25 protein-coding genes are annotated in these 25,858 nt (G+C 63.0%); 21 read left to right on the top strand and 4 right to left on the bottom strand.

Annotation, left to right across the window (positions count from 1 at the left end; translation table 11 throughout):
* Nucleotides 1–153 precede the first annotated feature (153 nt).
* The 5 genes from loiP (at nucleotide 154) to lon (ending at nucleotide 7,101) form a co-directional block, all read left to right on the top strand.
* The gene (gene loiP, locus CEY09_RS20510) at nucleotides 154–909 is read left to right on the top strand and encodes a metalloprotease LoiP (protein ID WP_006225309.1); all 756 of its coding nucleotides are present in this window, start codon (nucleotides 154–156) and stop codon (nucleotides 907–909) included.
* Nucleotides 910–1,074: 165 nt separating this feature from the next.
* Nucleotides 1,075–2,385 (top strand): trigger factor, encoded by a 1,311-nt coding sequence (gene tig / locus CEY09_RS20515; RefSeq protein ID WP_006225308.1) that lies wholly within the window; start codon nucleotides 1,075–1,077, stop codon nucleotides 2,383–2,385.
* Between the two features lie 4 nt (nucleotides 2,386–2,389).
* A complete protein-coding gene (clpP, locus tag CEY09_RS20520; RefSeq protein WP_006225307.1) occupies nucleotides 2,390–3,043 on the top strand; it encodes an ATP-dependent Clp endopeptidase proteolytic subunit ClpP in 654 nt (217 codons plus the stop codon).
* Nucleotides 3,044–3,145: 102 nt separating this feature from the next.
* Entirely contained in the window at nucleotides 3,146–4,444 is a 1,299-nt protein-coding gene (gene clpX / locus CEY09_RS20525; protein WP_006225306.1) for an ATP-dependent Clp protease ATP-binding subunit ClpX, read from the top strand.
* Between the two features lie 206 nt (nucleotides 4,445–4,650).
* Nucleotides 4,651–7,101: an endopeptidase La gene (lon, locus tag CEY09_RS20530; RefSeq protein ID WP_088590070.1), complete on the top strand. Its 2,451-nt coding sequence runs from the start codon at nucleotides 4,651–4,653 to the stop codon at nucleotides 7,099–7,101.
* Between the two features lie 117 nt (nucleotides 7,102–7,218).
* Here lon and lexA read toward each other — a convergent pair whose 3' ends face one another.
* Nucleotides 7,219–7,869: a transcriptional repressor LexA gene (lexA, locus tag CEY09_RS20535; RefSeq protein ID WP_088590071.1), complete on the bottom strand. Its 651-nt coding sequence runs from the start codon at nucleotides 7,867–7,869 to the stop codon at nucleotides 7,219–7,221.
* Between the two features lie 153 nt (nucleotides 7,870–8,022).
* Nucleotides 8,023–9,222 carry an amino acid aminotransferase gene (locus CEY09_RS20540; protein ID WP_088590072.1) on the bottom strand — a complete coding sequence of 400 codons (1,200 nt, stop codon included), beginning with the start codon at nucleotides 9,220–9,222 and terminating at the stop codon, nucleotides 8,023–8,025.
* Between the two features lie 76 nt (nucleotides 9,223–9,298).
* On the opposite strand from CEY09_RS20540, the gene uvrB reads away from it, so the two are divergent.
* The 11 genes from uvrB (at nucleotide 9,299) to CEY09_RS20595 (ending at nucleotide 18,994) form a co-directional block, all read left to right on the top strand.
* A complete protein-coding gene (uvrB, locus tag CEY09_RS20545) occupies nucleotides 9,299–11,431 on the top strand; it encodes an excinuclease ABC subunit UvrB (RefSeq protein WP_006225302.1) in 2,133 nt (710 codons plus the stop codon).
* A gap of 247 nt (nucleotides 11,432–11,678) precedes the next feature.
* Nucleotides 11,679–12,170 carry a low molecular weight protein-tyrosine-phosphatase gene (locus CEY09_RS20550; protein ID WP_006225301.1) on the top strand — a complete coding sequence of 164 codons (492 nt, stop codon included), beginning with the start codon at nucleotides 11,679–11,681 and terminating at the stop codon, nucleotides 12,168–12,170.
* Nucleotides 12,171–12,363: 193 nt separating this feature from the next.
* Entirely contained in the window at nucleotides 12,364–12,906 is a 543-nt protein-coding gene (iscR, locus tag CEY09_RS20555) for a Fe-S cluster assembly transcriptional regulator IscR (protein WP_035213312.1), read from the top strand.
* A 21-nt stretch (nucleotides 12,907–12,927) separates the two neighbouring features.
* Nucleotides 12,928–14,139 (top strand): IscS subfamily cysteine desulfurase, encoded by a 1,212-nt coding sequence (locus tag CEY09_RS20560; RefSeq protein ID WP_088590073.1) that lies wholly within the window; start codon nucleotides 12,928–12,930, stop codon nucleotides 14,137–14,139.
* A 33-nt stretch (nucleotides 14,140–14,172) separates the two neighbouring features.
* Entirely contained in the window at nucleotides 14,173–14,577 is a 405-nt protein-coding gene (gene iscU, locus CEY09_RS20565) for a Fe-S cluster assembly scaffold IscU (protein WP_006225297.1), read from the top strand.
* Between the two features lie 2 nt (nucleotides 14,578–14,579).
* Nucleotides 14,580–14,903: an iron-sulfur cluster assembly protein IscA gene (iscA, locus tag CEY09_RS20570; protein WP_006225296.1), complete on the top strand. Its 324-nt coding sequence runs from the start codon at nucleotides 14,580–14,582 to the stop codon at nucleotides 14,901–14,903.
* A gap of 3 nt (nucleotides 14,904–14,906) precedes the next feature.
* The gene (gene hscB, locus CEY09_RS20575; RefSeq protein ID WP_088590074.1) at nucleotides 14,907–15,419 is read left to right on the top strand and encodes a Fe-S protein assembly co-chaperone HscB; all 513 of its coding nucleotides are present in this window, start codon (nucleotides 14,907–14,909) and stop codon (nucleotides 15,417–15,419) included.
* Nucleotides 15,420–15,489: 70 nt separating this feature from the next.
* Nucleotides 15,490–17,352 (top strand): Fe-S protein assembly chaperone HscA, encoded by a 1,863-nt coding sequence (gene hscA, locus CEY09_RS20580; protein WP_006225294.1) that lies wholly within the window; start codon nucleotides 15,490–15,492, stop codon nucleotides 17,350–17,352.
* Between the two features lie 8 nt (nucleotides 17,353–17,360).
* A complete protein-coding gene (fdx, locus tag CEY09_RS20585; protein WP_006225293.1) occupies nucleotides 17,361–17,702 on the top strand; it encodes an ISC system 2Fe-2S type ferredoxin in 342 nt (113 codons plus the stop codon).
* Complete coding sequence (gene iscX, locus CEY09_RS20590; protein WP_006225292.1) at nucleotides 17,702–17,896, top strand: Fe-S cluster assembly protein IscX; 195 nt, start codon at nucleotides 17,702–17,704, stop codon at nucleotides 17,894–17,896. Before fdx ends, iscX begins: the two co-directional genes overlap by 1 nt.
* Nucleotides 17,897–18,103: 207 nt before the next feature.
* On the top strand, nucleotides 18,104–18,994 hold the full coding sequence (locus CEY09_RS20595; RefSeq protein ID WP_006225291.1) for a methylglyoxal synthase: 891 nt from the start codon (nucleotides 18,104–18,106) through the stop codon (nucleotides 18,992–18,994).
* A gap of 6 nt (nucleotides 18,995–19,000) precedes the next feature.
* Here CEY09_RS20595 and CEY09_RS20600 read toward each other — a convergent pair whose 3' ends face one another.
* Nucleotides 19,001–19,936 (bottom strand): LysR family transcriptional regulator, encoded by a 936-nt coding sequence (locus tag CEY09_RS20600; RefSeq protein ID WP_088590075.1) that lies wholly within the window; start codon nucleotides 19,934–19,936, stop codon nucleotides 19,001–19,003.
* Nucleotides 19,937–20,060: 124 nt separating this feature from the next.
* Between CEY09_RS20600 and CEY09_RS20605 the strand changes: the two genes are divergently transcribed.
* The 3 genes from CEY09_RS20605 to CEY09_RS20615 are packed head-to-tail and all read left to right on the top strand — an operon-like array spanning nucleotide 20,061 to nucleotide 23,052.
* Nucleotides 20,061–21,032 (top strand): Bug family tripartite tricarboxylate transporter substrate binding protein, encoded by a 972-nt coding sequence (locus CEY09_RS20605; RefSeq protein WP_088590076.1) that lies wholly within the window; start codon nucleotides 20,061–20,063, stop codon nucleotides 21,030–21,032.
* Nucleotides 21,029–22,276, top strand: a complete 1,248-nt coding sequence (locus CEY09_RS20610) for a CaiB/BaiF CoA transferase family protein (protein WP_234818354.1) — start codon at nucleotides 21,029–21,031, stop codon at nucleotides 22,274–22,276. The genes CEY09_RS20605 and CEY09_RS20610 overlap by 4 nt, the downstream gene beginning before the upstream one ends.
* Entirely contained in the window at nucleotides 22,273–23,052 is a 780-nt protein-coding gene (locus CEY09_RS20615; RefSeq protein WP_088590077.1) for an enoyl-CoA hydratase/isomerase family protein, read from the top strand. Before CEY09_RS20610 ends, CEY09_RS20615 begins: the two co-directional genes overlap by 4 nt.
* A gap of 4 nt (nucleotides 23,053–23,056) precedes the next feature.
* Here the strand turns inward: CEY09_RS20615 and CEY09_RS20620 are convergent, their stop codons facing one another.
* Nucleotides 23,057–23,860: an enoyl-CoA hydratase/isomerase family protein gene (locus CEY09_RS20620; RefSeq protein WP_088590078.1), complete on the bottom strand. Its 804-nt coding sequence runs from the start codon at nucleotides 23,858–23,860 to the stop codon at nucleotides 23,057–23,059.
* 294 nt (nucleotides 23,861–24,154) lie between these two features.
* On the opposite strand from CEY09_RS20620, the gene CEY09_RS20625 reads away from it, so the two are divergent.
* Together CEY09_RS20625 and CEY09_RS20630 are read left to right on the top strand one after the other, a co-directional pair.
* Nucleotides 24,155–24,979: an ABC transporter ATP-binding protein gene (locus CEY09_RS20625; protein ID WP_167390122.1), complete on the top strand. Its 825-nt coding sequence runs from the start codon at nucleotides 24,155–24,157 to the stop codon at nucleotides 24,977–24,979.
* The gene (locus tag CEY09_RS20630) at nucleotides 24,979–25,857 is read left to right on the top strand and encodes a branched-chain amino acid ABC transporter permease (protein ID WP_006225284.1); all 879 of its coding nucleotides are present in this window, start codon (nucleotides 24,979–24,981) and stop codon (nucleotides 25,855–25,857) included. The genes CEY09_RS20625 and CEY09_RS20630 overlap by 1 nt, the downstream gene beginning before the upstream one ends.
* Nucleotide 25,858 lies beyond the last annotated feature (1 nt).

Below are 25,858 nucleotides of genomic sequence, written 5' to 3' on the forward strand. Positions count from 1 at the left end.
GGCGCAATAGCACGCTTGGGCGCGGCTTGCTGGGCTTTTATGTAAGCGAAACTGCCATTTGCGAAACTCTGTGGCGAAACGCTTTGAGCGCTTTTGGCATGGATAGAATTGCCGCCTCACTCGCATAGAGCCAGTCAAGAGGAGTTTGTTCCCATGAAGATCCGCTACACCGTTGCCGCGTTGACCGTTGCGCTTGCCCCTTATTCTGCGTCGCATGCTCTCGATATCGGCGGCCTGGTGGGCGCTGGCAGCAAGGTTGTTCAAGCTGCCACCCTGAGCGATGCCGAAATCAAGACCTTGTCCGACAAGGCTTGCGCGCAAAGCGACTCGCAGGAAAAAATCGCTGCCCCCGGCAGCAAGTACGACGCCCGTCTGCAGAAGATCGCCAAGTCGCTGGGCGGCACGGTCAATGGCCAGAAGGCCAACTACAAGGTCTACATCACCAAGGACGTCAACGCCTGGGCGATGGCCAACGGCTGCATCCGCGTCTACAGCGGCCTGATGGACATGATGACCGACGACGAAGTGCTGGGCGTGGTCGGCCACGAAATCGGCCACGTGGCGCTGGGCCACAGCAAGAAGGCCATGCAGACGGCCTACACTGTTTCGGCCGCGCGTGACGCCGCAGGTGCCGCTGGTGGCGCGACGGTTGCCGCCCTGAATTCCTCGCAGCTGGGCGACCTGACCGAGAAGTTCATCAATGCGCAATTCTCGCAATCGCAGGAAAGCGCCGCGGATGACTATTCGTTCGACCAGCTGCAGGCCAAGAAGCTCAATACCCGTGGTCTGGTGACGGCATTTCAGAAGCTGGCCGAGCTGGATGGCGGCAAGAGCGATATGATGAGCTCGCACCCGTCCTCGGCCAAGCGCGCTCAGCACATCGAAGATCGCATCGCCAAGGCCAAATAAAGGCGTCGAAAAGACGTTCTCCCTCCCTTTTCGGGCGGAAAACGGGGCGCGAGCATCCGGGCAAATCCGGGGCTCGCGCCCCTTTGCGTCAGGGATCCGGAAGTTTCCGGTAAAATGCCGCGTTTATCCGCCCGTAATCTCATCTCTCGGAAAATAGGTCTTTTAATGCAGCCTGTGGTTGAAACCCTCTCCGGCCTGGAGCGCCGTGTTGATCTGGCCGTCTCGGTGGCCGACGTCGAAAAGGAAGTCCAGGCGCAATTGAAGCGCGTGGCTCGCACCGCCAAGGTCCCCGGCTTCCGCCCGGGTAAAGCTCCGCTCGCCATGCTCGAGCGCAGCCATGGCCCCAGCATCCGCTACGACGTGATCAATAGCCAAGTTGGCCGTGCGTTCGAACAAGCCATCGACGGCGCCAAGCTGCGCGTCGCTGGTGCCCCGAACCTGGAACCCAAGACTGAAGGCGTCACCGACGACACGCTGGCGTTCACCGCCACGTTCGAGGTCTACCCCGAAGTCGTCGTGCCGGACCTGTCGTCCCTGGCCGTCACCCGTTTTGACACCGCCGTCACCGACGCCGAAGTCCAACAGACCCTGGACGTCCTGCGCAAGCAGCGCGCCACGTTCGAAGCCCGTGAAGGCCGCGCCTCGCAAGACGGCGACCGCGTCACGCTGGACTTCGCCGGCACCATCGACGGCGTGCCGTTCGAAGGCGGCAAGGCCGAAGACTTCCCGTTCGTGCTCGGCCAAGGCCGCATGCTGCCGGAATTCGAAGAAGCGGCGCGCGGCCTGAAGGCTGGCGAAACCAAGGTCTTCGAACTGAAGTTCCCTGACGACTACCAAGGCGTGGAAGTCGCCGGCAAGACTGCCGAATTCACCATCACCGTCAAGGAAGTGGCTGAAGGCGTCCTGCCCGAACTGAACGGCGAATTCGCCAAGTCGCTCGGCCAGGCCGAAGGCGACATCGAAAAGCTGAAGGCCGACATCCGCAGCAACATCGAGCGCGAAGTCAAGGTCCGTTCGGCTGGCCGTACCAAGTCCAGCGTCATGGACGCTCTGGTCGAAGCCGGCAAGTTCGATGTGCCGAAGTCGCTGGTCGACAACGACGTGCAAGGCCGTGTTGCCGCTGCCCGCGAAGAGCTCAAGCAGCGCGGCATCCCGAACGCCGAGTCCGTGCCGATCCCGGCTGAAGCCTTCTCGACCGAATCCGAACGCCGCGTCCGTCTGGGCCTGCTGGTGTCGGAACTGGTCAAGCAAGCCCAGCTGCAAGCCAAGCCCGAGCAAGTTCGCGCGCGCATTGAAGAATTCGCCGAGAACTACGAACAACCCGCTCAGGTTGTCAGCTATTACCTGGCTGACCGCCAGCGTCGTGCTGAAATCGAGGCTATCGTGCTGGAAGACAACGTTGTCGCGCACGTGCTGGAAAAGGCCAAGGTCACCGAAGAAAAGGTGCCTTTCGATCAGTTGATGGGGATGGCGTAACACTATGCAGAGATTCACCGATTTCTATGCGGCAATGAATGGCGGGTCTTCGGTGACCCCCACCGGCCTGGGCTACATTCCCATGGTTATCGAGCAGTCGGGGCGCGGCGAACGCGCCTACGACATCTATTCGCGTCTGCTCCGCGAACGGCTCATTTTCCTGGTGGGTCCGGTCAATGACGCAACGGCCAACCTGGTTGTGGCGCAGTTGCTGTTCCTGGAATCGGAGAATCCTGACAAGGACATTTCCCTGTACATCAACTCGCCCGGCGGGTCGGTGTATGCGGGAATGGCCATTTTTGACACCATGCAGTTCATCAAGCCGGACGTATCGACCCTGTGCACCGGCCTGGCGGCCAGCATGGGCGCGTTCCTCCTGGCGGCTGGCAAGAAGGGCAAGCGTTTCACGCTGCCTAACTCGCGGATCATGATCCATCAGCCGTCGGGCGGCGCCCAGGGCCAAGCGTCCGACATCCAGATCCAGGCTCGCGAGATCCTGGACCTGCGTGAACGCCTGAACCGGATCCTGGCCGACAACACCGGCCAGTCGATGGAGCGTATCGGCCTGGACACGGAACGTGACAACTTCATGTCCGCCGAAGATGCGGTATCGTATGGATTGGTGGACAAGGTGATGACCTCCCGCTCGGAAGGCTGACTTCCCGGTTGATCCGAACCCGCTGCCATCAAGTTTGAGTAAGCGCATGCGCTGGACCCTTTATCCGGTCTGGCGCATCTTTACCTGAGATACGAAACAAATATGCCTGAAAAAAAGGGATCGGCAGACGCAAAAGTGCTGCATTGCTCGTTTTGCAATAAAAGCCAGCATGAAGTCCGCAAGCTGATCGCGGGTCCGTCGGTGTTCATCTGCGATGAATGCATAGACCTGTGCAACGACATCATCCGCGAGGAAGCGCAAGCGACCGCGCGCGCGGCGATTCGTTCCGAACTGCCTACTCCGGCCGAAATCAAGACCTTCCTGGACCAGTACGTGATTGGGCAGAACTCGCCCAAGCGCATGCTGGCCGTGGCGGTCTACAACCATTACAAACGCATTCGTCACGGCGAGATCAAGGGTGACGAAGTCGAGCTCTCCAAGAGCAACATCATGCTGATCGGCCCCACCGGGTCGGGCAAGACGCTCCTGGCGCAGACGCTGGCGCGCATGCTGAATGTGCCTTTCGTCATGGCTGACGCCACCACGCTGACCGAAGCCGGTTACGTGGGCGAAGACGTCGAGAACATCATTCAGAAGTTGCTGCAGAACTGCAACTATGAAGTCGAGAAGGCGCAACGCGCCATTATCTACATCGACGAAATCGACAAGATTTCCCGCAAGTCCGACAATCCGTCCATCACCCGCGACGTCTCGGGCGAGGGCGTGCAGCAGGCCTTGCTCAAGCTGATCGAAGGCACGGTTGCCTCGGTGCCCCCGCAGGGCGGCCGCAAGCATCCCAACCAGGACTTCGTCCAGGTCGACACGACGAACATCCTGTTCATCGTCGGCGGCGCTTTCGACGGGCTGGAAAAGGTCATCCGCGACCGCACCGAGAAATCGGGCATCGGCTTCTCGGCGTCCGTACGCGCCAAGTCCGAACGCGGCGTGGGCGAACTGTTCTCGGAAGTCGAACCCGAAGATCTGATCAAGTTCGGCCTGATCCCTGAACTGGTTGGTCGCCTGCCTGTCGTCGCTACGCTGGACGAACTGGACGAAGCGGCCCTGGTGCAGATCCTGACCGAGCCCAAGAACGCCTTGCTCAAGCAATTCCAGAAGCTGTTCGCGATGGAAGGCGCCGAGCTGGACCTGCGGCCTGCCGCACTGAAGGCCATTGCCCGTAAGGCGCTCAAGCGCAAGACCGGCGCTCGTGGCCTGCGCTCGATCATCGAGCAGACGCTGCTGGACACCATGTACGAGTTGCCTTCCCAAGGCAACGTCAAGCGTGTCGTGGTGGACGAGAACGCCATTGAAGGTGAAGGCAAACCCCTGCTGATCTACGCTGACGAAGCCGGCGAAACGGAAAAGCCGGACCGCGGAGAAGTCCGCGACGCCGCAGCCTGATATTTCAGAAAAACCCGTTCCTGTAACGGGTTTTTTTCCTTCCTGGCGGCCCGCAGGGGCATTTTTTTTTGCCTTTTGTTTATCGGGCCGCCGGGATCTTGAATTTTCGGCTATTGTTCCCATAACAGACGTAACTGACGTGGATAGCTCGGGGTATACCCGGGCCTCCTGTCCCCGATACGCCGAGTCATACCGAGGAACCTCCTATGTCTGCCAGCCAGACCCTGCCTTCCGACCCGATCGACCTGCCCCTGCTCCCACTTCGCGATGTCGTGGTGTTCCCGCACATGGTCATCCCGCTGTTCGTCGGCCGTCCGCGCTCTATCCGCGCGCTCGAGGTTGCGATGGAAGCGGGCAAAAGCATCATGCTCGTGGCCCAAAAGTCCGCCGGCAAAGATGACCCCACCCCCGAAGACGTCTACGAGATTGGTTGCGTAGCCGGCATCCTGCAAATGCTCAAGCTGCCTGACGGCACCGTCAAGGTGCTGGTCGAAGGTACCCAGCGTGCCCGCATCAACAGCATTGAAGACGCCGATTCGCACTTCACCTGCCAGGTGACGCCGATCGAGCCGGACGCCATGCAAGGCTCCGAGACCGAGGCGTTGCGCCGCGCGATCGTTGCCCAGTTCGAACAATACGTAAAGCTCAACAAGAAGATCCCCCCGGAGATCCTGACCTCGTTGGCTGGCATCGATGATGCCGGTCGCCTGGCCGACACGATCGCCGCGCATCTTCCGCTGAAGCTCGAGCAGAAACAGAAGATGCTCGAGATCGTCGGCACGTCCGAGCGCCTTGAAGGTCTGCTTACCCAGCTCGAAACCGAAATCGACATCCTCCAGGTCGAGAAGCGGATTCGCGGCCGCGTGAAGAAGCAGATGGAAAAGAGCCAGCGCGATTACTACCTGAATGAGCAGGTCAAGGCCATTCAGAAGGAGTTGGGCGAAGGCGAAGAGGGCGCGGACATCGAAGAGCTTGAAAAGAAGATCATCGCTGCCCACATGCCCAAAGAGGCGCGCAAGAAGGCCGATGCCGAGCTCAAGAAGCTCAAGCTCATGTCGCCCATGTCGGCCGAAGCCACCGTGGTGCGCAACTACATCGATACGCTCATCAACCTCCCCTGGAGGAAGAAGAGCAAGATCAACAACTCGATCGCCAATGCCGAGACGGTGCTGGACAACGACCACTACGGTCTGGAAAAGGTCAAGGAACGCATCCTCGAGTATCTTGCCGTGCAACAGCGCGTGGACAAGGTGAAGGCCCCGATCCTGTGCCTGGTTGGACCTCCGGGCGTGGGTAAGACCTCCCTGGGCCAATCCATTGCCAAGGCGACGAACCGCAAGTTCGTGCGCATGGCCTTGGGCGGCGTTCGCGACGAGGCCGAGATCCGTGGCCACCGCCGGACGTACATCGGCTCCATGCCGGGCAAGATCGTCCAGAACATGTCGAAGGTCGGCGTGCGCAATCCGCTGTTCCTGCTTGATGAAATCGACAAGCTGGGCATGGATTTCCGTGGCGACCCCTCGTCGGCGCTGCTCGAAGTGCTGGATCCGGAACAGAACCATACGTTCCAGGACCACTACATCGAGGTCGACTTCGATCTGTCGGACGTCATGTTCGTGGCCACCAGCAACACGCTGAATATTCCGCCGGCGCTGCTCGACCGTATGGAAGTGATCCGCCTGTCTGGTTACACGGAAGAGGAAAAGATCCATATCGCTCGCGACCATCTGCTGCCCAAGCTGATGAAGAACAACGGCGTGAAGGACAGCGAGCTGACGGTGGACGATTCCGCGCTGCGCGATATCGTGCGCTACTACACCCGCGAAGCCGGTGTGCGTGCGCTCGAACGCGAAGTGGGCAAAATCTGCCGCAAGGTCATCAAGCAATTGCTGACCCAGACTGATCGCGCCAAGGCCGAAGGCAAGACCTTTGAGGTCAAGCCGGTCAATGTCACGGACGAGAACCTGAGCGACTACCTGGGCGTGCGCCGCTACACCTTCGGCATGGCCGAAAAGGAAAACCAGATCGGTCAGGTAACCGGCCTGGCGTGGACGGAAGTCGGCGGCGACCTGCTGACGATCGAAGTCGCGGATATGCCCGGCAAGGGTGTCATCCAGCGCACGGGTTCGCTCGGCGATGTGATGAAGGAGTCGGTTGAGGCGGCTCGTACGGTGGTGCGCTCGCGTGCCCGCCGTCTGGGGTTTGCCGACAGCGTCTTCGAGAAGCACGACATGCACGTGCACGTGCCGGAAGGCGCGACGCCCAAGGACGGTCCGTCCGCGGGTATCGCGATCACGACCGCCATGGTCTCGGCTTTGTCTCGCATCCCGGTGCGTGCCGATGTCGCCATGACCGGCGAGATCACGCTGCGCGGCGAAGTGCTGCCGATCGGCGGCCTGAAGGAAAAGCTGCTGGCTGCGCACCGTGGCGGCATCAAGACGGTCTTGATCCCGGAAGAAAACGTCAAGGACTTGGCGGAGATTCCGGACAACGTCAAGAACCACCTTGAGATCGTGCCGGTCCGTTGGATCGACAAGGTGCTGGAACTGGCCCTGGAACGCCTGCCTGAGCCGCTGGCTGAGGAAGAAGCGGTAAAGGAGCCCCTGGTGGCCAAACCGGCTGAGCCGGGTTCGACCGATCCGGTGCTCAAACACTGATCACGACCCCAAGGGCGCCTTCGAAAGAGGGCGCCCAATGAAAAACCCCGCTGCAGCGGGGTTTTTCTTTTGCGCCAAGGGCGCGTTGGCGCCAGAGGCTTTGAAGGAGATTGCGGGCTAGTGCAGCGCGTGCGTGCGGATGAGGCCCACCGCAATGCCTTCCAGTGCGAATTCCTGGTCGGCTTCCACCACGATGGTTTGGAAGTCCGGGTTTTCGGGCAGAAGCTCGATATGCCCATTGGTGCGTTGAAGGCGCTTGACGGTGACGTCGTCGCCCAGGCGGGCCACGACGATCTGGCCGTTGCGGGCTTCAGAGGCCTTCTTCACGGCCAGCAGATCCCCTTCGAGGATGCCGGCGTCACGCATGCTCATGCCGCGCACCTTCAGAAGGTAGTCGGGCGCTTGCGCGAACAGGTGAGGGTCGACGCCCACTTCGCGCTCGACGTGTTCAGCGGCAAGAATGGGGCTGCCGGCGGCGACGCGGCCCACCAGCGGCAGAAGCAACTGCGCCAGCGAGGGTATGGGCAGGGAAGCCTGCGAAGAGGCGGAGGCGCCGTCCTTCAGGCGGATGCCCCGCGAGGCGCCGGCGGTAAGCTCGATGGCGCCCTTGCGGGCCAATGCCTTGAGATGGTCTTCCGCCGCGTTGGGCGAACGGAAACCCAGGGCCTGGGCGATTTCGGCACGCGTCGGCGGGAAGCCCGTGCGCGTGACGGTTTGCCGGATGAGGTCGAGGATTTGCTGCTGGCGATCTGTAAGTTTGCTGGCCATGGCGATGATCCGGTGCGAGCGGACTGTACATATATACAGCGCCATTCTGGGGGACGTAGCGCAAAAAAGCAAGCCAGCCAGGGCCCCTTTAGCAAAACGGAGCCCGAAGGCTCCGCTTTTTCAGCAATCGGGCCAGATGGCCCAAGCTCTGGGTTACAGCACGGCGGCGATGCCGGCGGCAACCTTGTCGATGTTGCCGCTGTTCAGGGCGGCGACGCAGATGCGGCCGCTGGAAACGGCGTAGACGCCGTGTTCTTCACGCAGGCGATCCACTTGCGCGGCGGTCAGGCCCGAATACGAGAACATGCCGCGTTGCTGCAGGACGAAGCTGAAGTCCTGCTTGCCGCCGTGTTCCTTGATCTTCTCGACCAGTTGCTTGCGCATCAGACGGATGCGGTCGCGCATGCCGGCCAGTTCTTCTTCCCACATGGCGAAGAGTTCCGGCGTGTTCAGGACCGTCGACACTACCGTGCCGCCATGGGTCGGCGGGTTGGAGTAGTTGGTGCGGATGACGCGCTTCAACTGGCTCAGCACGCGGGTGGCTTCTTCCTTGCTGCCGGCCACGACCGTCAGTGCGCCCACGCGTTCGCCGTACAGCGAGAACGACTTCGAGAACGACGAGCTGATGAACATGGTCATGTCCAGGTCGGCGAACAGGCGCACGACCGAGGCGTCTTCCGTCAAGCCTTCGCCAAAGCCCTGGTAGGCGATGTCGAGGAACGGGACCAGATTGTTTTCCTTCACGACGGCGGCGATCTGCTTCCACTGGTCGGCGGTGGGGTCCACGCCGGTCGGGTTATGGCAGCACGCGTGCAGCACGACGACGGTCTTGGCCGGTGCGGCCTTCAGGTCCGCCAGCATGGCGTCGAAATTCAGGCCGCGGGTGGTGGCGTCGTAGTACGAGTAGGTGCCGACTTCGAAGCCGGCGCGCTCGAACAGGGCGCGGTGGTTTTCCCAGCTGGGGTTGCTGATCAGGACCTTGGAGGTCGGCAGCAACTGGCGCAGGAAGTCGGCGCCGATCTTCAGCGCGCCCGTGCCGCCCAGAGCCTGGGTGGTCAGAACGCGGCCGGCGGCGGCCAACGGGGATTCCTTGCCCAGCAGCAGCGCTTGAGCGCCCTGGTTGTAGCCGGCGATGCCTTCGATCGGCAGGTAGCCGCGTGCGGCGGCGGCCTCGATGCGGGCGGTTTCGGCTTTGCGTACGGCGCCCAGCAGGGGGATCCGTCCCTGATCGTCGTAGTACACGCCCACGCCCAGGTTGACTTTACCGGGACGCGTATCCGCGTTGAATTGTTCGTTCAGACCAAGAATGGGGTCGCGCGGCGCGAGTTCGACGGAATCGAAAAGGTTGCTCATGGGACTCTGATGAGGATGGGTGGACGCAGTACGGTGTGCTGTGGATAATGGGGGGTTTACCCTGGAACAGTCTAGCATGCCCAAGAGCCCAATAGACCCGAGCAGCGCGGGAGATCTGAATGATGATCTCGCTGCGGATCTGACGGCGGCGTCGGCATCGGCTGCGTCCGTGCCGGGGCTGGAAGTGAAGCCCGGATTCGTCGAGTATCCGGACAGCCCATTTCAGCTTTATCAGCCTTATCCTCCTGCAGGCGACCAGCCCGCGGCCATCGACGGCCTGACGCAGGGGGTCGAAGATGGCCTCATGTTCCAGACGCTGCTGGGCGTGACGGGATCGGGCAAGACCTACACCATGGCCAACGTGATCGCCCGGATGGGGCGGCCCGCCTTGGTACTGGCCCCTAATAAGACGCTGGCGGCGCAGCTCTACGCTGAAATGCGGGAGTTCTTCCCGAAGAACGCCGTCGAGTATTTCGTCTCTTACTACGATTACTACCAGCCCGAGGCCTACGTGCCCACGCGCGACCTGTTCATTGAAAAGGATTCGTCCATCAATGAACACATCGAGCAGATGCGGCTGTCGGCCACCAAGAGCCTCTTGGAGCGTCGGGACACAATCATCGTGGGCACGGTGTCGTGCATCTACGGTATTGGTAACCCGGGCGACTATCACGCGATGGTGCTGATCCTGCGCAGCGGGGACCAGATTTCCCGCCGCGAGATCCTGGCCCGCCTGGTGGCGATGCAATACACGCGCAACGACGCGGAATTCACCCGCGGCGTGTTCCGGGTGCGTGGCGAGACCATCGACATCTTTCCGGCGGAAAGCGCCGAACTCGCCCTGCGCCTGACGCTGTTTGACGACGAGATCGAAAGCCTGGAGCTCTTCGACCCGCTGACCGGCCGCATCCGCCAGAAGCTGCCGCGGTTCACCGTCTATCCGGGCTCGCACTATGTGACCCCGCGCGACACCGTCCTGCGCGCCATCGAGACCATCAAGGAAGAGCTGCGCGAACGCGTCAAGCGCTTCGTCGACGACGGTCATCTGGTCGAGGCGCAACGGCTGGAGCAACGCACCCGGTTCGACCTGGAGATGCTGCAGGAACTGGGTTTCTGCAAGGGCATCGAAAACTACTCGCGGCACCTGTCCGGCGCGGCGCCGGGGGATCCTCCGCCCACGCTGATCGATTACCTGCCGTCCGACGCGTTGATGTTCATCGACGAAAGCCACGTCACCATCGGGCAGCTGAGCGGCATGTACCGCGGCGACCGCTCGCGCAAGGAAACCCTGGTGCAGTACGGCTTTCGCCTGCCGTCGGCGCTGGATAACCGGCCGCTCAAGCTCGAGGAATTCGAAACGCGGATGCGCCAGTGCGTATTCGTGTCGGCCACGCCGGCCGCCTATGAGAAAGAGCACGCGGACAACGTGGTCGAGCAGGTGGTGCGGCCCACGGGGCTCGTCGATCCCTTGGTTGAGGTGTTGCCGGCCCGCACGCAGGTGGACGACCTGCTGGGCCAGATCAAGGCGCGCGTGTCGCTGGGCGAGCGTGTGCTGGTCACCACTCTGACCAAGCGCATGGCGGAAGACCTGACGGACTTCCTGAGCGAGCACGGGGTGAAGGTGCGCTATCTGCACTCCGACATCGACACGGTGGAACGCGTGGAAATCCTGCGCGACCTGCGCCTGGGCACGTTCGACGTGCTGGTGGGGATCAACCTGCTGCGTGAAGGGCTGGACATCCCCGAAGTGTCGCTGGTGGCCATCCTGGACGCGGACAAGGAAGGTTTCCTGCGTTCCGAGCGCAGCCTGATCCAGACCATTGGCCGCGCGGCGCGCAATCTGAACGGCCACGCCATCCTGTACGCCGACCGCATTACGGATTCGATGCAGCGCGCAATGGAGGAAACCAGCCGTCGCCGCGCCAAGCAGCTGCAATTCAACATCGACAACGGCATTACGGCCCGCGGGGTGCAGAAGGCGGTGCGCGAACTGATCGATGGCATCGTCGCCCCGGTTCAGCACGATGCGCTGGAAGCTGCCGTGCCGGCGGAATTCCTGAAGGACGAAAAGGCCCTGGCGCGCGAACTCAAGCGCCTGGAAAAGCTGATGATGGACCATGCCAGGAACCTGGAGTTCGAGCAGGCCGCTGCCGCCCGCGATGCCTTGACGGCCTTGAAGCAACGGGTGCTTCTGGATGGGGCGGTGTAGCAAAGCACGTATCAAAACGTGTCTTTTTGCTGACGCCTTCCTGAAAATGTGTAAAACCCGCAATGTTGCAATTGCGGCTTCACAATCTTCGTGAATCCCCGGGATCCGAGCCTGTTTCCTGCGACTGAATATCCGCTTAACTCATTGATTTTAATGACAATAGTCTGGATGTTCGGCAGCCCTTATCCAATCGGATAATTGCAAAAAAAGCTTGCCTTATCTCGGGTTTTCCCGCACACTTACTTCCATGATGACCAAGGTACTTTTCGTTTGCATGGGCAATATCTGTCGCTCGCCGAGCGCAGAGGGCGTGTTTCGCCATTTGGTGAACGACGCGGGTTTGGGCGATGTTGTTCGCATCGACTCCGCGGGCACGCACGCGTTTCATATCGGCGAGGCGCCTGATGCCCGGGCGCAGGCTGCGGCGCGTAAGCGCGGCTACGAGATCACGCACTGTGAGGCGCGTCAGGTCACCGCGGAAGATTTCCGCGACTTTGATCTTATCCTCGCCATGGACTGGGACAATCTGTCCGCCATGCAGCAGCAGTGCCCCAAAACCTATCAGCACAAATTGATGCTGCTGATGCGCTTTGCCAATGAGTTCGAGGAGGCCACCGTGCCTGACCCGTACTATGGCGGCGCCGATGGTTTCGGCAAGGTGCTCGATTATCTGGAAGACGCCTGTCAGGGTGTTCTTGAACTGGTCCGTAAGCGCGCTACCCAGTACCAGGCGGCGTGACCGTCTAGGCCGTAGAGCCGCCCACTGAGCGGCTCTCGGCGTACTTGGCAGTGAAAAAACCGCGCACATGCGCGGTTTTTTCTAGCCGGGAGCCATACCAAATTAGTCGGGAATAGGCTATACTTGAGCCAATTACTCGGGTATTGACCGCTGGATTCGCTGGCGGCCATTGCCGAATCACAGGGAACCCACCATGCGGCTAACTACCAAAGGGCGTTTCGCCGTGACTGCCATGATCGATCTGGCTATGCGGCAGCATAGCGGCCCGGTCACTCTTGCGGCCATCAGCCAGCGTCAGAATATTTCGCTTTCCTATCTGGAACAGCTGTTCGGGAAACTGCGTCGCCACGAACTCGTGGACAGCGTACGCGGCCCGGGCGGCGGTTATTCGCTTGCACGCCTTGCGCGCAACGTGACCGTTGCCGACATCATCTTCGCGGTCGATGAGCCGCTGGACGCCACGAGCTGTGGCGGCAAACGGGACTGTACGAGCGGCAACGACGGCAAGCCGGGCAAGTGCATGACGCACGAACTCTGGGCCACGTTGAATCGCAAGATGGTCGATTACCTGGATTCGGTGTCCCTGCAAGATCTGGTTGATCAGCAGCGCGTGCGCCAATTGCAGGAAGCCAACAATCAAGCGCAGGCCTGCGCGGTACGTGTGAATCGGGTAGGGGGCACGAATGCCGCCGCCAACGCCCCGACCACGACCGTCGCCGCCAATGCCACCGTATAAGCAGTATCAGGAGTTGTAGATATGACCACCCGCCCGATTTATTTTGACTATTCGGCCACGACGCCCGTCGACCCCCGCGTCGTGGACAAGATGGTGCCCTGGCTGTACGAGAACTTCGGCAACCCCGCATCGCGCAGCCACTCGTTCGGCTGGGATTCCGAAGAAGCCGTTGAACGCGCCCGCGAAGAAGTTGCCAAGCTGGTCAACGCCGACCCGCGCGAGATCGTCTGGACCTCTGGTGCCACCGAATCCGACAACCTGGCCATCAAGGGCGCCGCGAACTTCTACGCGGAACGCGGCAAGCACATCATCACCGTCAAGACCGAACACAAGGCGGTGCTGGATACCTGTCGCGAGCTCGAACGCCAAGGCTTCGACGTCACGTATCTGAATGTGAAAGACGATGGCCTGATCGACCTGGATACATTCAAGGCCGCGCTGCGCCCCGATACCGTGCTGGTGTCGGTGATGATGGTGAACAACGAGATCGGCGTGGTCCAGGATATCGAGACGCTGGGCGAGATCTGCCGTGAAAAGGGCATCATCTTCCACGTGGACGCCGCTCAGGCGACGGGCAAGGTGGAAATCGACCTGCAAAAGCTGAAGGTCGACCTGATGTCGTTCTCGGCGCACAAGACCTATGGCCCCAAGGGCATCGGCGCGCTGTATGTTCGCCGCAAGCCGCGCATCCGCATCGAAGCGCAAATGCACGGCGGCGGCCACGAGCGCGGTTTCCGCTCGGGCACGCTGGCCACGCACCAGATCGTCGGCATGGGCGAAGCGTTCCGCCTGGCCCGTGAAGAAATGGGCACCGAGAACGAGCGCATCCGCATGTTGCGCGATCGTCTCTGGAATGGCCTGTCGCAAATCGAAGAGGTCTACCTCAACGGCGACATGGACCAGCGCGTTCCGCACAACCTGAATGTCAGCTTCAACTACGTCGAAGGCGAGTCCCTGATCATGGCGATCAAGGAACTGGCCGTGTCCAGCGGTTCGGCCTGCACCTCGGCCAGCCTGGAGCCGTCCTACGTGCTGCGCGCGCTGGGCCGCAACGACGAGTTGGCGCACAGCTCTATCCGTTTCACCCTGGGCCGCTTCACGACCGAAAAGGAAGTGGACTTCGCCATTGAATTGCTCAAGAGCCGCGTGGGCAAGCTGCGCGACATGTCGCCGCTTTGGGAAATGGCCAAGGAAGGCATCGACTTGAACACCGTGCAGTGGGCCGCGCACTAAGCGCCCGCGCCAAGAAATACGTGGAGAAATAACATGTCTTACAGCACCAAAGTTCTGGATCACTACGAAAACCCGCGCAACGTCGGTTCGTTCGACAAGTCGGACGAGTCGGTCGGTACCGGCATGGTCGGCGCACCCGCCTGTGGCGATGTCATGAAGCTGCAGATCAAGGTGAATGAAGCCGGCGTGATCGAAGACGCGCGCTTCAAGACCTACGGCTGCGGTTCGGCCATCGCTTCCAGCTCGCTCGTGACCGAATGGGTCAAGGGCAAGACGCTGGACCAAGCGATGAACATCCGCAACACGCAGATCGCCGAAGAACTGGCATTGCCGCCGGTGAAGGTTCACTGTTCCATCCTGGCCGAAGACGCGATCAAGGCCGCGGTGCAGAACTACAAAGAAAAGCACTCGGTTCCGGCCGAAGCGGTGGCAGGCTGATCATGTCCGTTACCCTGACCCAACAGGCTGCCACCCATATCGGGCGCTACTTGCAGAAGCGCGGAAAGGGTATTGGCTTGCGGCTCGGCGTTAGGACGACGGGCTGCTCCGGCATGGCCTACAAGTTGGAATACGTGGACGACTCGGCGCCGGAAGACGCCGTGTTCGAAAGCTTTGGCGTGAAGGTCTTTATTGACCCGAAGAGCCTGGCTTACCTGGATGGCACCGAGCTGGACTACGCCCGCGAAGGCCTGAACGAAGGTTTCAAGTTCCGCAACCCCAACGAAAAGGCGACCTGCGGCTGCGGCGAGTCGTTCACGGTGTAAGTCTTGGCTGGAGACGACCACTTCAGCCTGTTCGGCTTGCCGGCACGCTTTGACCTGGACGCGCAAGCGTTGGAGTCCGCATGGCGTGCTGTCGCCGCGCAAGTGCATCCCGACCGTTACGCCACGGCCAGCCCCGCGGAGCGCCGCGTGGCCATGCAGTGGGCGGCGCGCGCGAACGAGGCGTACCGCGTGTTGCGGGATCCCTTGCTGCGCGCACGTTACCTGTGTGAGCAGGCAGGCATTGATCTGCAGACCGAAAGCAATACGTCCATGGACACGGCTTTCCTGATGCAGCAGATGACCTGGCGCGAGATGCTGGACGATGCGCGCGACGACGCCGTTGCCCTGGCCGCCTTGCAGACGGAGTTGGAAGCGGCGCGCACTGCGATGCGCGCCACGCTGACGAGTCTGCTGGACAACGAGCGCGACTACGCGACTGCCGGGCTGAAGATCCGGGAATGGATGTTCGTGGAAAAGCTGGCGGAAGAGCTGGCGCACGCGCAGCCCGCCGGATAGTCCAAGCCGCGTTGGGGCGCCTGAAGCAGGCGCCCGGATTTCGCCGCCTACTGAGCAGAAAAATACAATCATGGCCTTATTGCAGATATCCGAGCCCGGCGAGTCGCCCGCGCCGCACCAGCGCAAGCTGGCGGTGGGGATCGACCTGGGCACTACCAATTCTCTGGTCGCGGCCGTGCGCAGCAGCGTCGCCGAAGTGCTGCCTGATGCAGAAGGCCATGCCTTGCTGCCCTCGGCGGTGCGTTATTTCCCGGGTGGCAAAGTCACCACCGGCCGCGAGCCGCTGGCTCAACAGGCCGAAGACCCGCTGAACACCGTCGTGTCCGTGAAGCGCTTCATGGGCCGTTCGCTGGAAGAGGCGCGCGCCACGCGTGCGCCGTATGAATTCGTGGACGCGCCCGGCATGGTGCGCATCCGCACCGCGCAGGGCGACCTGAGCCCGGTCGAGGTGTCGGCGCAGATCCTGGCGGTGTTGCGCCAGCGTGCCGAAGACGTCCTGGGCGACGACCTGGTGGGCGCGGTCATCACCGTGCCGGCGTATTTTGACGACGCCCAGCGCCAGGCCACGCGCGACGCTGCCCGACTGGCCGGCCTGAATGTCTTGCGTCTGCTGAATGAACCCACGGCCGCGGCGATCGCCTATGGCCTGGACCACGCCTCGGAAGGCGTGTATGCCGTGTACGACCTAGGCGGCGGCACCTTCGATATTTCCATTCTGCGCCTGACTCAAGGCGTGTTCGAAGTGATCTCCACCGGCGGCGATACGGCGCTGGGCGGCGACGACTTTGACGCCTTGATCGCCGACCATGCCGTGGCCAAGCTTGCCGCTGGCGAGTTCTCGCCGGCAGACCGACGCGGGCTGTTGATGGCGGCGCGGGCTGCGCGCGAAGCACTGTCCGATGCCGAATCCGCCAACCTGAAGCTGACGCTGGCGGACGGGCGCGATGTCGACGTCGTGCTGACCCGCGCAGAATTCGAGGCACTGGCGCAACCTCTGGTAGAGCGTACGCTGGATTGCGCGCGCCGAGCGCTGCGCGATGCGTCGCTGAAGGCAGCCGACGTGCGCGGTGTGGTGATGGTGGGTGGCGCAACGCGCATGCCCGTCGTGCGCGCCGCTGTCGGACGTGTATTCGGTACGGAACCGTTGACCGATCTGGACCCGGATCAGGTGGTGGCGCTGGGCGCCGCCTTGCAAGCCAACTTGCTGGCGGGCAATCGCGCGCCGGGCGAGGACTGGCTGCTGCTGGATGTAATTCCGCTGTCGCTGGGGCTGGAAACCATGGGTGGGCTGGTCGAGCGCGTGATTCCGCGTAACAGCACCATTCCTGTCGCCCGCGCCCAGGAATTCACGACATTCAAGGATGGCCAGACGGCCATGAGCATCCATGTGGTGCAGGGCGAGCGCGACCTGGTGGCGGATTCGCGTTCGCTGGCCCGGTTCGAGTTGCGTGGCATCCCCCCGATGGTGGCGGGCGCTGCGCGCATCCGCGTGACCTTCCAGGTGGACGCGGATGGCCTGCTGAGCGTGACGGCCCGTGAACAAAGCACGGGCGTCGAGGCCGCCGTTTCGGTCAAGCCGTCCTACGGGCTGACCGACGACGAGATTGCGCAGATGCTGGCCGACAGCGTGGCGCAGGCCGATACGGACGCACGCGCCCGCATGCTGCGTGAGCAACAGGTGGATGCGCGCCAGTTGGTGGAATCCGTGCAGGCCGCCCTGGCCGTCGACGGTGACCTGCTGGACGCGGAAGAACGCAAGCATGTTGACGAATGCCTGCAGGCCGCCATTGCCGCGCAGTCCGCGCAGGACGTGGACACGGTGAAAGACGCGGTGCAAGCGCTGTCGGCCGCGACCGACGACTTTGCCGCGCGGCGAATGGACCGCAGCATCCGTGCCGCACTGGCGGGCCGCAAACTTGATGAGATCGCCTGATTAGACGTATGCCGAAACTGACTGTATTGCCTCATCCCGATTACTGCCCCGAGGGCGCCGTGATCGAAGACGCGCCCAAGGGCGTGTCGATCTGCCGTGTCCTGCTGGACAACCACATCGACATCGAACACGCCTGCGAGCTGTCGTGCGCGTGCACGACCTGTCACGTGGTGATCAAGCAAGGTTATTCCGCGCTGGAAGACGCGACGGACGACGAAGAGGACTTGCTGGACAAGGCCTGGGGCCTGACCCCGACGTCGCGCCTGTCGTGCCAGGCGTTGGTGACCGATACCGACCTGACGGTCGAGATTCCCAAGTACACCATCAACCACGCCAAAGAGGGCCATTGATGAAGTGGACCGACACCTACGACATTGCCGCCGCGCTGGTCGACGCGCACCCGGACGTGGACCCCAAGACGCTGCGTTTTACGCAACTGCGCGAATGGGTCATGGCCTTGCCGGAATTCAGCGACGACCCCGCCCATTGTGGCGAGAAGATCCTGGAGGCCATCCAGATGGCCTGGATCGACGAAGCGGACTGACCGACGCCAACGAAACGCTCCCCCTGGGAGCGTTTTTGCTGAAGGGCCGCCCCAAGGCAAAAAAGCGTCCCCTTGGGGGGGCAGCAAGCATGCGGAGCGTGCGCAGCGTGGGGGCCTTCTTCCTTTTCGCTCCTGCCGTGCCGCGGTCATGACGGCCACGGTATCATCAAGCCTCTGCTCGTTGATCCCTTTAGCTTGAGTCTACCGATGCCCGCTGCCCAATTGCGTTTTGGCCTGGCCGCCAATCGATTGCACCACGAAAGCCCCGATGCCGCCTTGTTTACCTGGCTGCGCGCATGTTCATCCACGATACGCGAGCTGGGCGTGCAACTGCACACCGTCGGCCGCACGCATGATGCGATCGTGCGCGAAGGCATGCTGCAGGGCTACAGCGGCTTGATCCGGTACCCGTACGGACGCGAGGGTGGCTTGATGAAGCTGGTGGCTCGCGTGACTGAGGGCCGAGATGGGCAGGCGCCGTTCGATGGCGCGATCTATCTGATCGACCCGGTGGACCCGTCTTCGATTTTCCCCGAGGCGCTGGCGTTGAAGCGCCAATGCATCACGCATGGCCGGCCGTTCATTTCGACCTTGGCCGGGGCGATTGAATGGATGGAGGTCGAACGCGTGCACGCCGGGTTGGCGCCGGACGTGTCGGCCTCGCGCCTGTTCAACTTCACGGGCCAGACCTTGGCGATGATCGCCCACGATGCGTTGAAAGACGAGATGGTGGCGTTTGCCAGCGAGCATTTCGACGTGCTGTCGCAGTTTGCGCGGCGGGTGGCTACAGGCACCACCGGCGGACGCCTGAACGAATTGGCGTGGTCGCGCGGCTGGCCCAAAGACACCCCTTGGGTGCACCGCTACCTGAGCGGGCCGCTGGGCGGCGACGCGCAGATCGCGGAGCTGGTGCTGGAACATCAATGCCAGCGCGTGATCTTCTTCGAAGACCCGCACGTGGCGCGCCAGCACGAGGCGGACATCCAGCTGCTGGAACGCGCCGTGCGCGTGGTGACGGAATCGGCCACCTGCGCTACCTCGCCGACCGTGGCGCGGCGTTGGGCGCAGGCGGTGGAAAAGCGCGCCGGCCTCATCTGACCGCCGTCAAGCAGGCGGCCGGCCATCGACGATGATCCGGCTGACCTGATCGGCCACGGCCGAGGCCGCCATCGATACCGGCAAGACGTCCGAGCGGCAAAGATAGACCGGCCGGGTCATGCGCGGCTTCTTGATGCGATGGAGGACCACGTCCCCGCGCATCGCCTCTGCCCGCACGGCTTCATACGACAGGATCGTGTGCGCCAGGCCCGCCTGAACCAGTTCTATCAATTGCGGGATCGCGTTGGCTTCGGCGATGACGCGGAAGGCCGCGTGCTCCTGTTGCTGATAATGGTCCAGCAGCCTGCGCAGGCTGTGCGGATTGCCGGGCAGCACCAGCGGTAATTCGGCAAGCGCCTGCAGCCCCATCGTGGGCAAGGCGTCGAGTTCGACGGCGCGCGGCTTCGCCCTGGTCCGGGGCGGAGGCGGAGACACCACCACCAGTTCCTCGTCGATCAAATGCTGAAAGCGCAGGTCGACCGCGGCGTCGTCGCTGAACGTCAGGCCCAGGTCGGCATGCCCCGAACTGACGAAGCCCGGGATGTAGCCGGTGCTGGACTCGATGATCTTGAGATACACGCCGGGCCAGTGCGCAAGGCTGAAGCGCAGTAATGGCACGGCGACCAGCTTTGCCATGGACATCGACATTGCCAGCGACACCGTGCCGCGCGGGGCGGTCAGGTCTTCACGCACATCGGCGCGGGCCGCATCGATACGGCCCAGGATCTCGCGTGCGTGCGCAAGCAGGCGCGTGCCGGCGGTGGTGGGGGCGACCCCGCGGGCACTGCGATGCAGCAGCACCACGCCCAGGTCTTCCTCCAGGTTGCGGATCAACAGGCTCAGCGCAGGCTGGGCGACATGGAGCGCGGCCGCGGCGCGGCTGATCGAGCCTGCGGAAACCACGGCGACAAAGCACTGCATAGCGCGAATCGACATCGACATGAAGGCACTCGACGAAAGTAGATATCACGATTTTATTATGGGCTGCATATAAAAACGGTATTTCTCATATATCTGCCCGCTTCGCATAATGCAGCGCCACCATCGAAAAACACACGGAGACATCATGGCGCTCATGAAAGCACTGGCTGCCGCGCTTGCGGCAACCGTTCTGGCCTCGCCGGCCGTTGCGGATTCCTGGCCCTCGAAACCCATTACGCTGCTGGTGCCGTTCTCGGCCGGCGGCCCGACCGACTTCATCGCCCGACTGGTGGCGGAGCCGCTCTCGCGGGAACTGGGGCAGCAGGTCATCGTGCAGAACAAGCCCGGGGCAAGCGGCAACGTCGGCTATCAAAGCGTGCTGAATGGGCCGGCAGACGGCTACACGCTGATGCACAACACGGTGGGGATGCAGGCGATCAATCCGCTGATGTATCCCAGCGCGAAGATGCATCCGTTGCAGGATTACATGCCGGTGGGCATCACCGGCGCCATGCCCAATCTGTTGGTCGTCAACCCCGAGCGGACGCCAGTGAAGACGCTGGACGAGCTGGTTGAGCGCGGCCGGGCGACGTCTAACGGGCTGAGCTACGCCACCTTCGGGCCGGGAAGTTCGCCACATGTGTACGGCGCGCTGTTGCAAAAGGCCGCCAAGTTCCAGGCGGTAGGCGTGGCCTACAAGGGCAGCGCGAACGCCGTGACCGATGTGATCGGCGGGCAGATCGATTTCCTGTTCGACAGCATGTCGACCAGCATCGGGCAGGTCCAGGCCGGCAGGCTCAAGGCGCTGGCGATCACCTCGGCCCAGCGTTCGCCGATGTTGCCCGACGTGCCGACGCTGAAGGAAGCCGGTTATGGCAGCCTGGACCTGAAGTTCTGGTTTTCGCTGCAGGTGCCGGCAGGCACGCCGCCTGAGGTCGTGACGAAGTTGCGCGGCGCCGTGGCGAACGTCGTGGCAAGCGACGCGTACCGCAAGGCCATGCAAGAGCGCGGCGCGGAAGCCTTGCCCGTGGCGCCGGCTGACCTGGACGCCTTTTTCAAGCGCGAAACGGCCCAATGGACCGGCGCCGCCAACGCCGTGGGGCTGAAGGCCGAATGATGAACCTGCCTACCTCTGCACGCATGGCGCCGCTGAAGGACATCGTCGTCCTGGATTTGAGCAAGGTGCTTGCCGGACCGCTTTGCGGCCAGTATCTGGGCGAGCTGGGCGCCCGGGTGATCAAGGTCGAGCCCGTGGGCACGGGCGACGACACCCGCGCTTGGCTGCCGCAGGACGCAGGGCAATCGGCGACGTTTCTGGCGGTGAACCACAACAAGCGCAGCCTGGCCGTGGACTTGAAGACCGACGCGGGCAGGGCGGTGGTGCACCGGCTGGCCGAGCAGGCGGACGTGGTGCTGCAGGGCTTTGGCGGCAAGACGGCCGCGCGCCTGGGCGTGGACTACGACACGCTGAGCCGCCTGAACCCGAAGCTGATCTACTGCGAAATTTCGGGGTATGGGCGTGAGGGTCCGATGGGCGAAGAGCCCGGTTATGACGTGATGCTGCAAGCCTTCAGCGGCATGATCAGCACCATGGGCGAGCCGGGTGGAAGCTATGCGCGCGCCAGCTTCTCGCCCGTGGACTTGGGCACGGGCTCTTTCGCGCTAAGCGGAATCCTGGCGGCGCTGCTTGCGCGCAGCCAGACGGGTGTCGGCCAGTATCTGGACGTGTCGCTGCTGGATACCTCCCTGGGCCTGATGTCGTACATGGCGCAGAATTACTGGCGCACCGGTAGGATTCCGCAGCGGATGGGAACGGGCCATCCCGCGATGTGCCCGTATCAGGCGTTCCGGGCGGCGGATGGCGACCTGATGCTGGGCGTTGGCAATGATGCGCAATGGCAGCGCTTTTGCGCCGTGGCGGGCTTGCAGGATTATGTTGACGCGCCGGAATTCGCAAGCAATGCGGCGCGGGTGCGCAACTTCGACGCGACCGTGGCGCTGGTGCAGGCGCGTATCCAGACGCGCACCGTGGCGCAATGGCTGGCGGCATTGAAGCCCGCGGGGATCGCGTGCTCGGCCATCCATACCTTGGACCAGGCGCTGGCGCATCCACAGGTTGCGGCGCGCGAGTTGATCGTGACGACCCAGCACCCGGTACTGGGCGAGGTGCGCAATATCGGCTTGCCTGTGCGGTTCAACGGACAGCCAAGGCAGGCCGCGCGGCCGGCGCCGCTGCTGGGCGAACACAGCTGGGAGATCCTGGCGGACCTGGGCTACACGTCCGGGGAGATCGAGGCGATGCTTGCCGCAGGCAGCGTGCAAGCGGCGAAGCAATGTTCGGAAACGGGAGAACCATCATGACCTACCTGCGCTACGAAGTCCGCGACCGGGTCGCGGAGATTCATCTGTGCCACGCGCCCGTCAATGCGCTGGATGTGGACATGCTGGACGCGCTGATCGCCGCGCTTGAGCGTGCCAACGCCGACGCCCACGTGCGGGCCGTGTTGCTGGCCAGCGACCTGCCCGGCAGGTTCTGCGCGGGGCTCGATATGAAAAAGCTGCTGGCGAGTACACCCGTAGAGGTCCATGCGCTCTTGACCCGGCTGTACATCAAGCTGTACGACGCCCAGTTCAATTTGACCAAGCCGTCGATCTCGGTAGTGTCGGGCGCGGTGCGGGGCGGGGGGATGACGGTGGCCATTTCCAGCGACATGATCGTTGCGGCGGACACGGCAACCTTTGGCTACCCCGAAATCGATGTGGGGGTGTTGCCGGCGATCCACTACGCGCACCTGCCCGCCATCGTGGGCAAGCATCGGGCGTTTGATCTGCTGTTTACAGGCAGGACTTTCAGCGCGCATGAAGCGCACGCATCGGGCCTGGTGACGCACGTGGAACCGGAAGCGCAATTGCTGGACGCAGCGCGCACGCTGGCGCAATCCCTGGCGTGCAAACCGCCGCAGGTGCTGGCGATGGGCCGACGTGCTTTCGTGTTCGCCAACGATAACGACTACCGTCGCAAGCTGGCGACGGCGGTCGAGGTGTTCTGCAATGCAGCGGCGACGCCTGACGCCGCCGAAGGCCTGGCCGCCTTCGTGGAAAAGCGCGCGCCGGTCTGGCGCGACCCGCAGGCGTGACCCGTCATTCGCCCTTGAAATCGGGCGCGCGTTTTTCGAGAAACGCCTGCACGCCTTCGGCGAAGTCGGCGCGCGAGGCCGAATCCAGGAAGCGCGCCGTCTCTTGCGCCAGTTGGGTTTCCAGCGAGGCATGCTCGGCTGAACGCAGCAGGTCCTTCGCGCCCGCGATGCCGTGGGGCGCGTGGCGCGCAAGCGCTTCGGCGTAGGCCTTGGCCGCAGTGTCCAGTTCACCGGCGGGCGCGACGCGGGTAAGGATGCCCCAGGCCAGCGCATCGCTGGCGGTGAAGGCGTCGTGGCGCAGCAGCAAGTCCAGTGCGCGCCGGGAACCTAGTACGCGCGTCAGGCCGTGCGTCATGCCCGCGTCGGGCGTGGCTCCCAACTTCAGGTAGGCGGTCATGAAACGGGTGCCCGCGTCGGCGATGGCGAGGTCGCAGGCCAGCACCAGCGACAGGCCGGCGCCGGCCGCCACGCCATGCGCCTGCGCCAGCCAGACCTTGTCCATGCGCCCGATGCGGGAGATGAAATCATTGAGCGGAGTGAAGAGGTCCTGCAGTGTGTTGCGCACCTGAGCGGGGTCGCCGGTGAACATGCTGATATCGCCGCCCGCGCAAAACGCCTTGCCCGCCGCGCGCAGGCGCACGACACGGATTTCGCGGCGCGTCTCCAGCCATTGGGCGGCTTGCTGCAAGTCGCGCGCCATGGCCACGTCGATCGCGTTCAGCGCATCGGGACGGTTCAGCATCAGGGTGGCGAGGGTGTCTTCGGCTTCAAGCAGCACCGTCTTGAACGTGGGAAGTCCTTGGGTCATGGCGTGTCTCCGTTATCGGGTAAGTACCAACTGTCGATCCAAAAACCGCGATGCTATGGTCTGAACCGAGCGCTTGCTTGGTTTTGTTTTAAGCACGCTTAGCGTAACGCATCGCTGCATGGCACAGAAGCACTGTGTGGAGCACTACCGCATTGAACGATTTTCCGGCGCTGGTCTGGCGTAGGTAAAGACAGGTTCGTTGCATCTCCTGGCTCGCGGGTCGCCTGATTCATCGCCTTAAAAAATGTCCGCCCAAGGCGGCAAGAACTTCGCGATCAAAAAGCGAGGAGACAAATGGTGGATCAGTCCGAGCAACCTCCCTTGCTGGAGGTGGATGGGGTTACCTTGGCGTTCGGCGGGGTCAAGGCATTGACCGGCGTGGGCTTTCGCGTGGCGCCGGGTTCCATCACCACGGTCATCGGCCCCAACGGCGCCGGCAAGACCTCGCTGTTCAACACCATTTCCGGGTTCTACAAACCAGCCGCCGGACAAGTCCGGTTCGAAGGCCGCGACATCACGCGCGTAGCCGCGCCCGAGCGCGCCAAGCTGGGGCTGGCACGCAGTTTCCAGAACATCGCGCTGTTCCGCGGCATGACGGTGCTGGACAACATCAAGCTGGGCCGCCATGCGCACTTGCGCACCAATGTGCTGGACGCCTTGTTCTACCTGGGCCGCGCACGCCGTGAAGAGATGGCTCTGCGGGCCGACATCGAAGAACGCATCATCGACTTCCTGGAGATCGACCACATCCGCCATGCCCCAGTGTCGGCCTTGTCCTACGGCCTGCAAAAACGCGTGGAACTGGCGCGTGCGCTTGCCATGAACCCCAAGGTGCTGATGCTGGACGAGCCCGTGGCAGGCATGAACCGCGAAGAGACGGACGACATGGCGCGCTTCATCCTGGATGCGCGGTCCGAGTGGGGCGTGACCGTGCTGATGGTGGAGCACGACATGGGCATGGTCATGGATTTGTCGGACCACGTCGTGGTGCTGAACTTCGGGCAGGTGATCGCGGACGGAACGCCCAACGAGGTGCAGGCCAATCCCGAAGTCATCAAGGCGTATCTGGGGGCGGGCGATGTGGGCGACCTGCGCCGCCGCTTGCGGGAGGCGGCCTGATGGATATGCTGTTCTTTCTGGAAGTCACGCTGGCGGGACTGGGCAGCGGCGGGCTGTATGCATTGGCGGCGCTGGCCTTCGTGATCGTCTACAAGGCGACGCGGGTTGTGAACATCGCCATCGGCGAATTCCTGATGCTGGGCGCCTACGTGTTCTATGCGTTTGCGACGGGCATGGAGTGGCCGATCTGGCTGGCGATCGTAGGCGCCGTGGTGGTGTCGGGCGCCTTGGGCGCGCTGGTCGAACGGCTGACGATACGGCCCATGCTGGGCGAGGCCCCGATATCGGTGTTCATGGTGACGGTGGGGCTGGCGTCGATCCTGGTCGGCGCGGTGGAACTGATCTGGACCGCCGACCAGCGGCGCTTGCCGGAGTTCATGCCGCGCGCGCCGGTGATGGTGGGCGAGGCGTTCGTGGCGCCCAAGGTGTTCTACGGGTTCTGGGTGGCCGTGGTGCTGGCTTTGCTGGTGCTGGTGGTGTTTCGCTACTGGCGTGGCGGGGTGGCCTTGCGCGCCACGGCGTCAGACCAGGGCGCCGCCTATGCGATGGGCATCAACGTGCCGCGCGTGTTTTCCCTGGCCTGGGTGGCGGCGGGCGCGCTGGCGGCGGTGTCGGGCGTGATCGTGGGCGCCATCGGGGGCATTTCCTCGTCGATGGGCGTCTTTGGCCTGTCGGTGCTGGTGGTGGTGATCGTGGGCGGACTGGACAGCGTGGCCGGCGCCCTGGTCGGCGGCGTGTTCATCGGATTGCTGGAGGCCTGGGCGGGCGCCTATCTGGGGGGCGAGTACAAGCTGCTGGCCACTTTCATCGTGCTGGTCGTGGTGCTGATGGTCAGGCCGTACGGCCTGTTCGGCACCCGTGAAATCGAGAGGCTCTGAC

The sequence above is a fragment of the Achromobacter marplatensis genome, assembly GCF_002209535.1.
Classification (GTDB): Bacteria; Pseudomonadota; Gammaproteobacteria; order Burkholderiales; family Burkholderiaceae_B; genus Achromobacter; species Achromobacter marplatensis.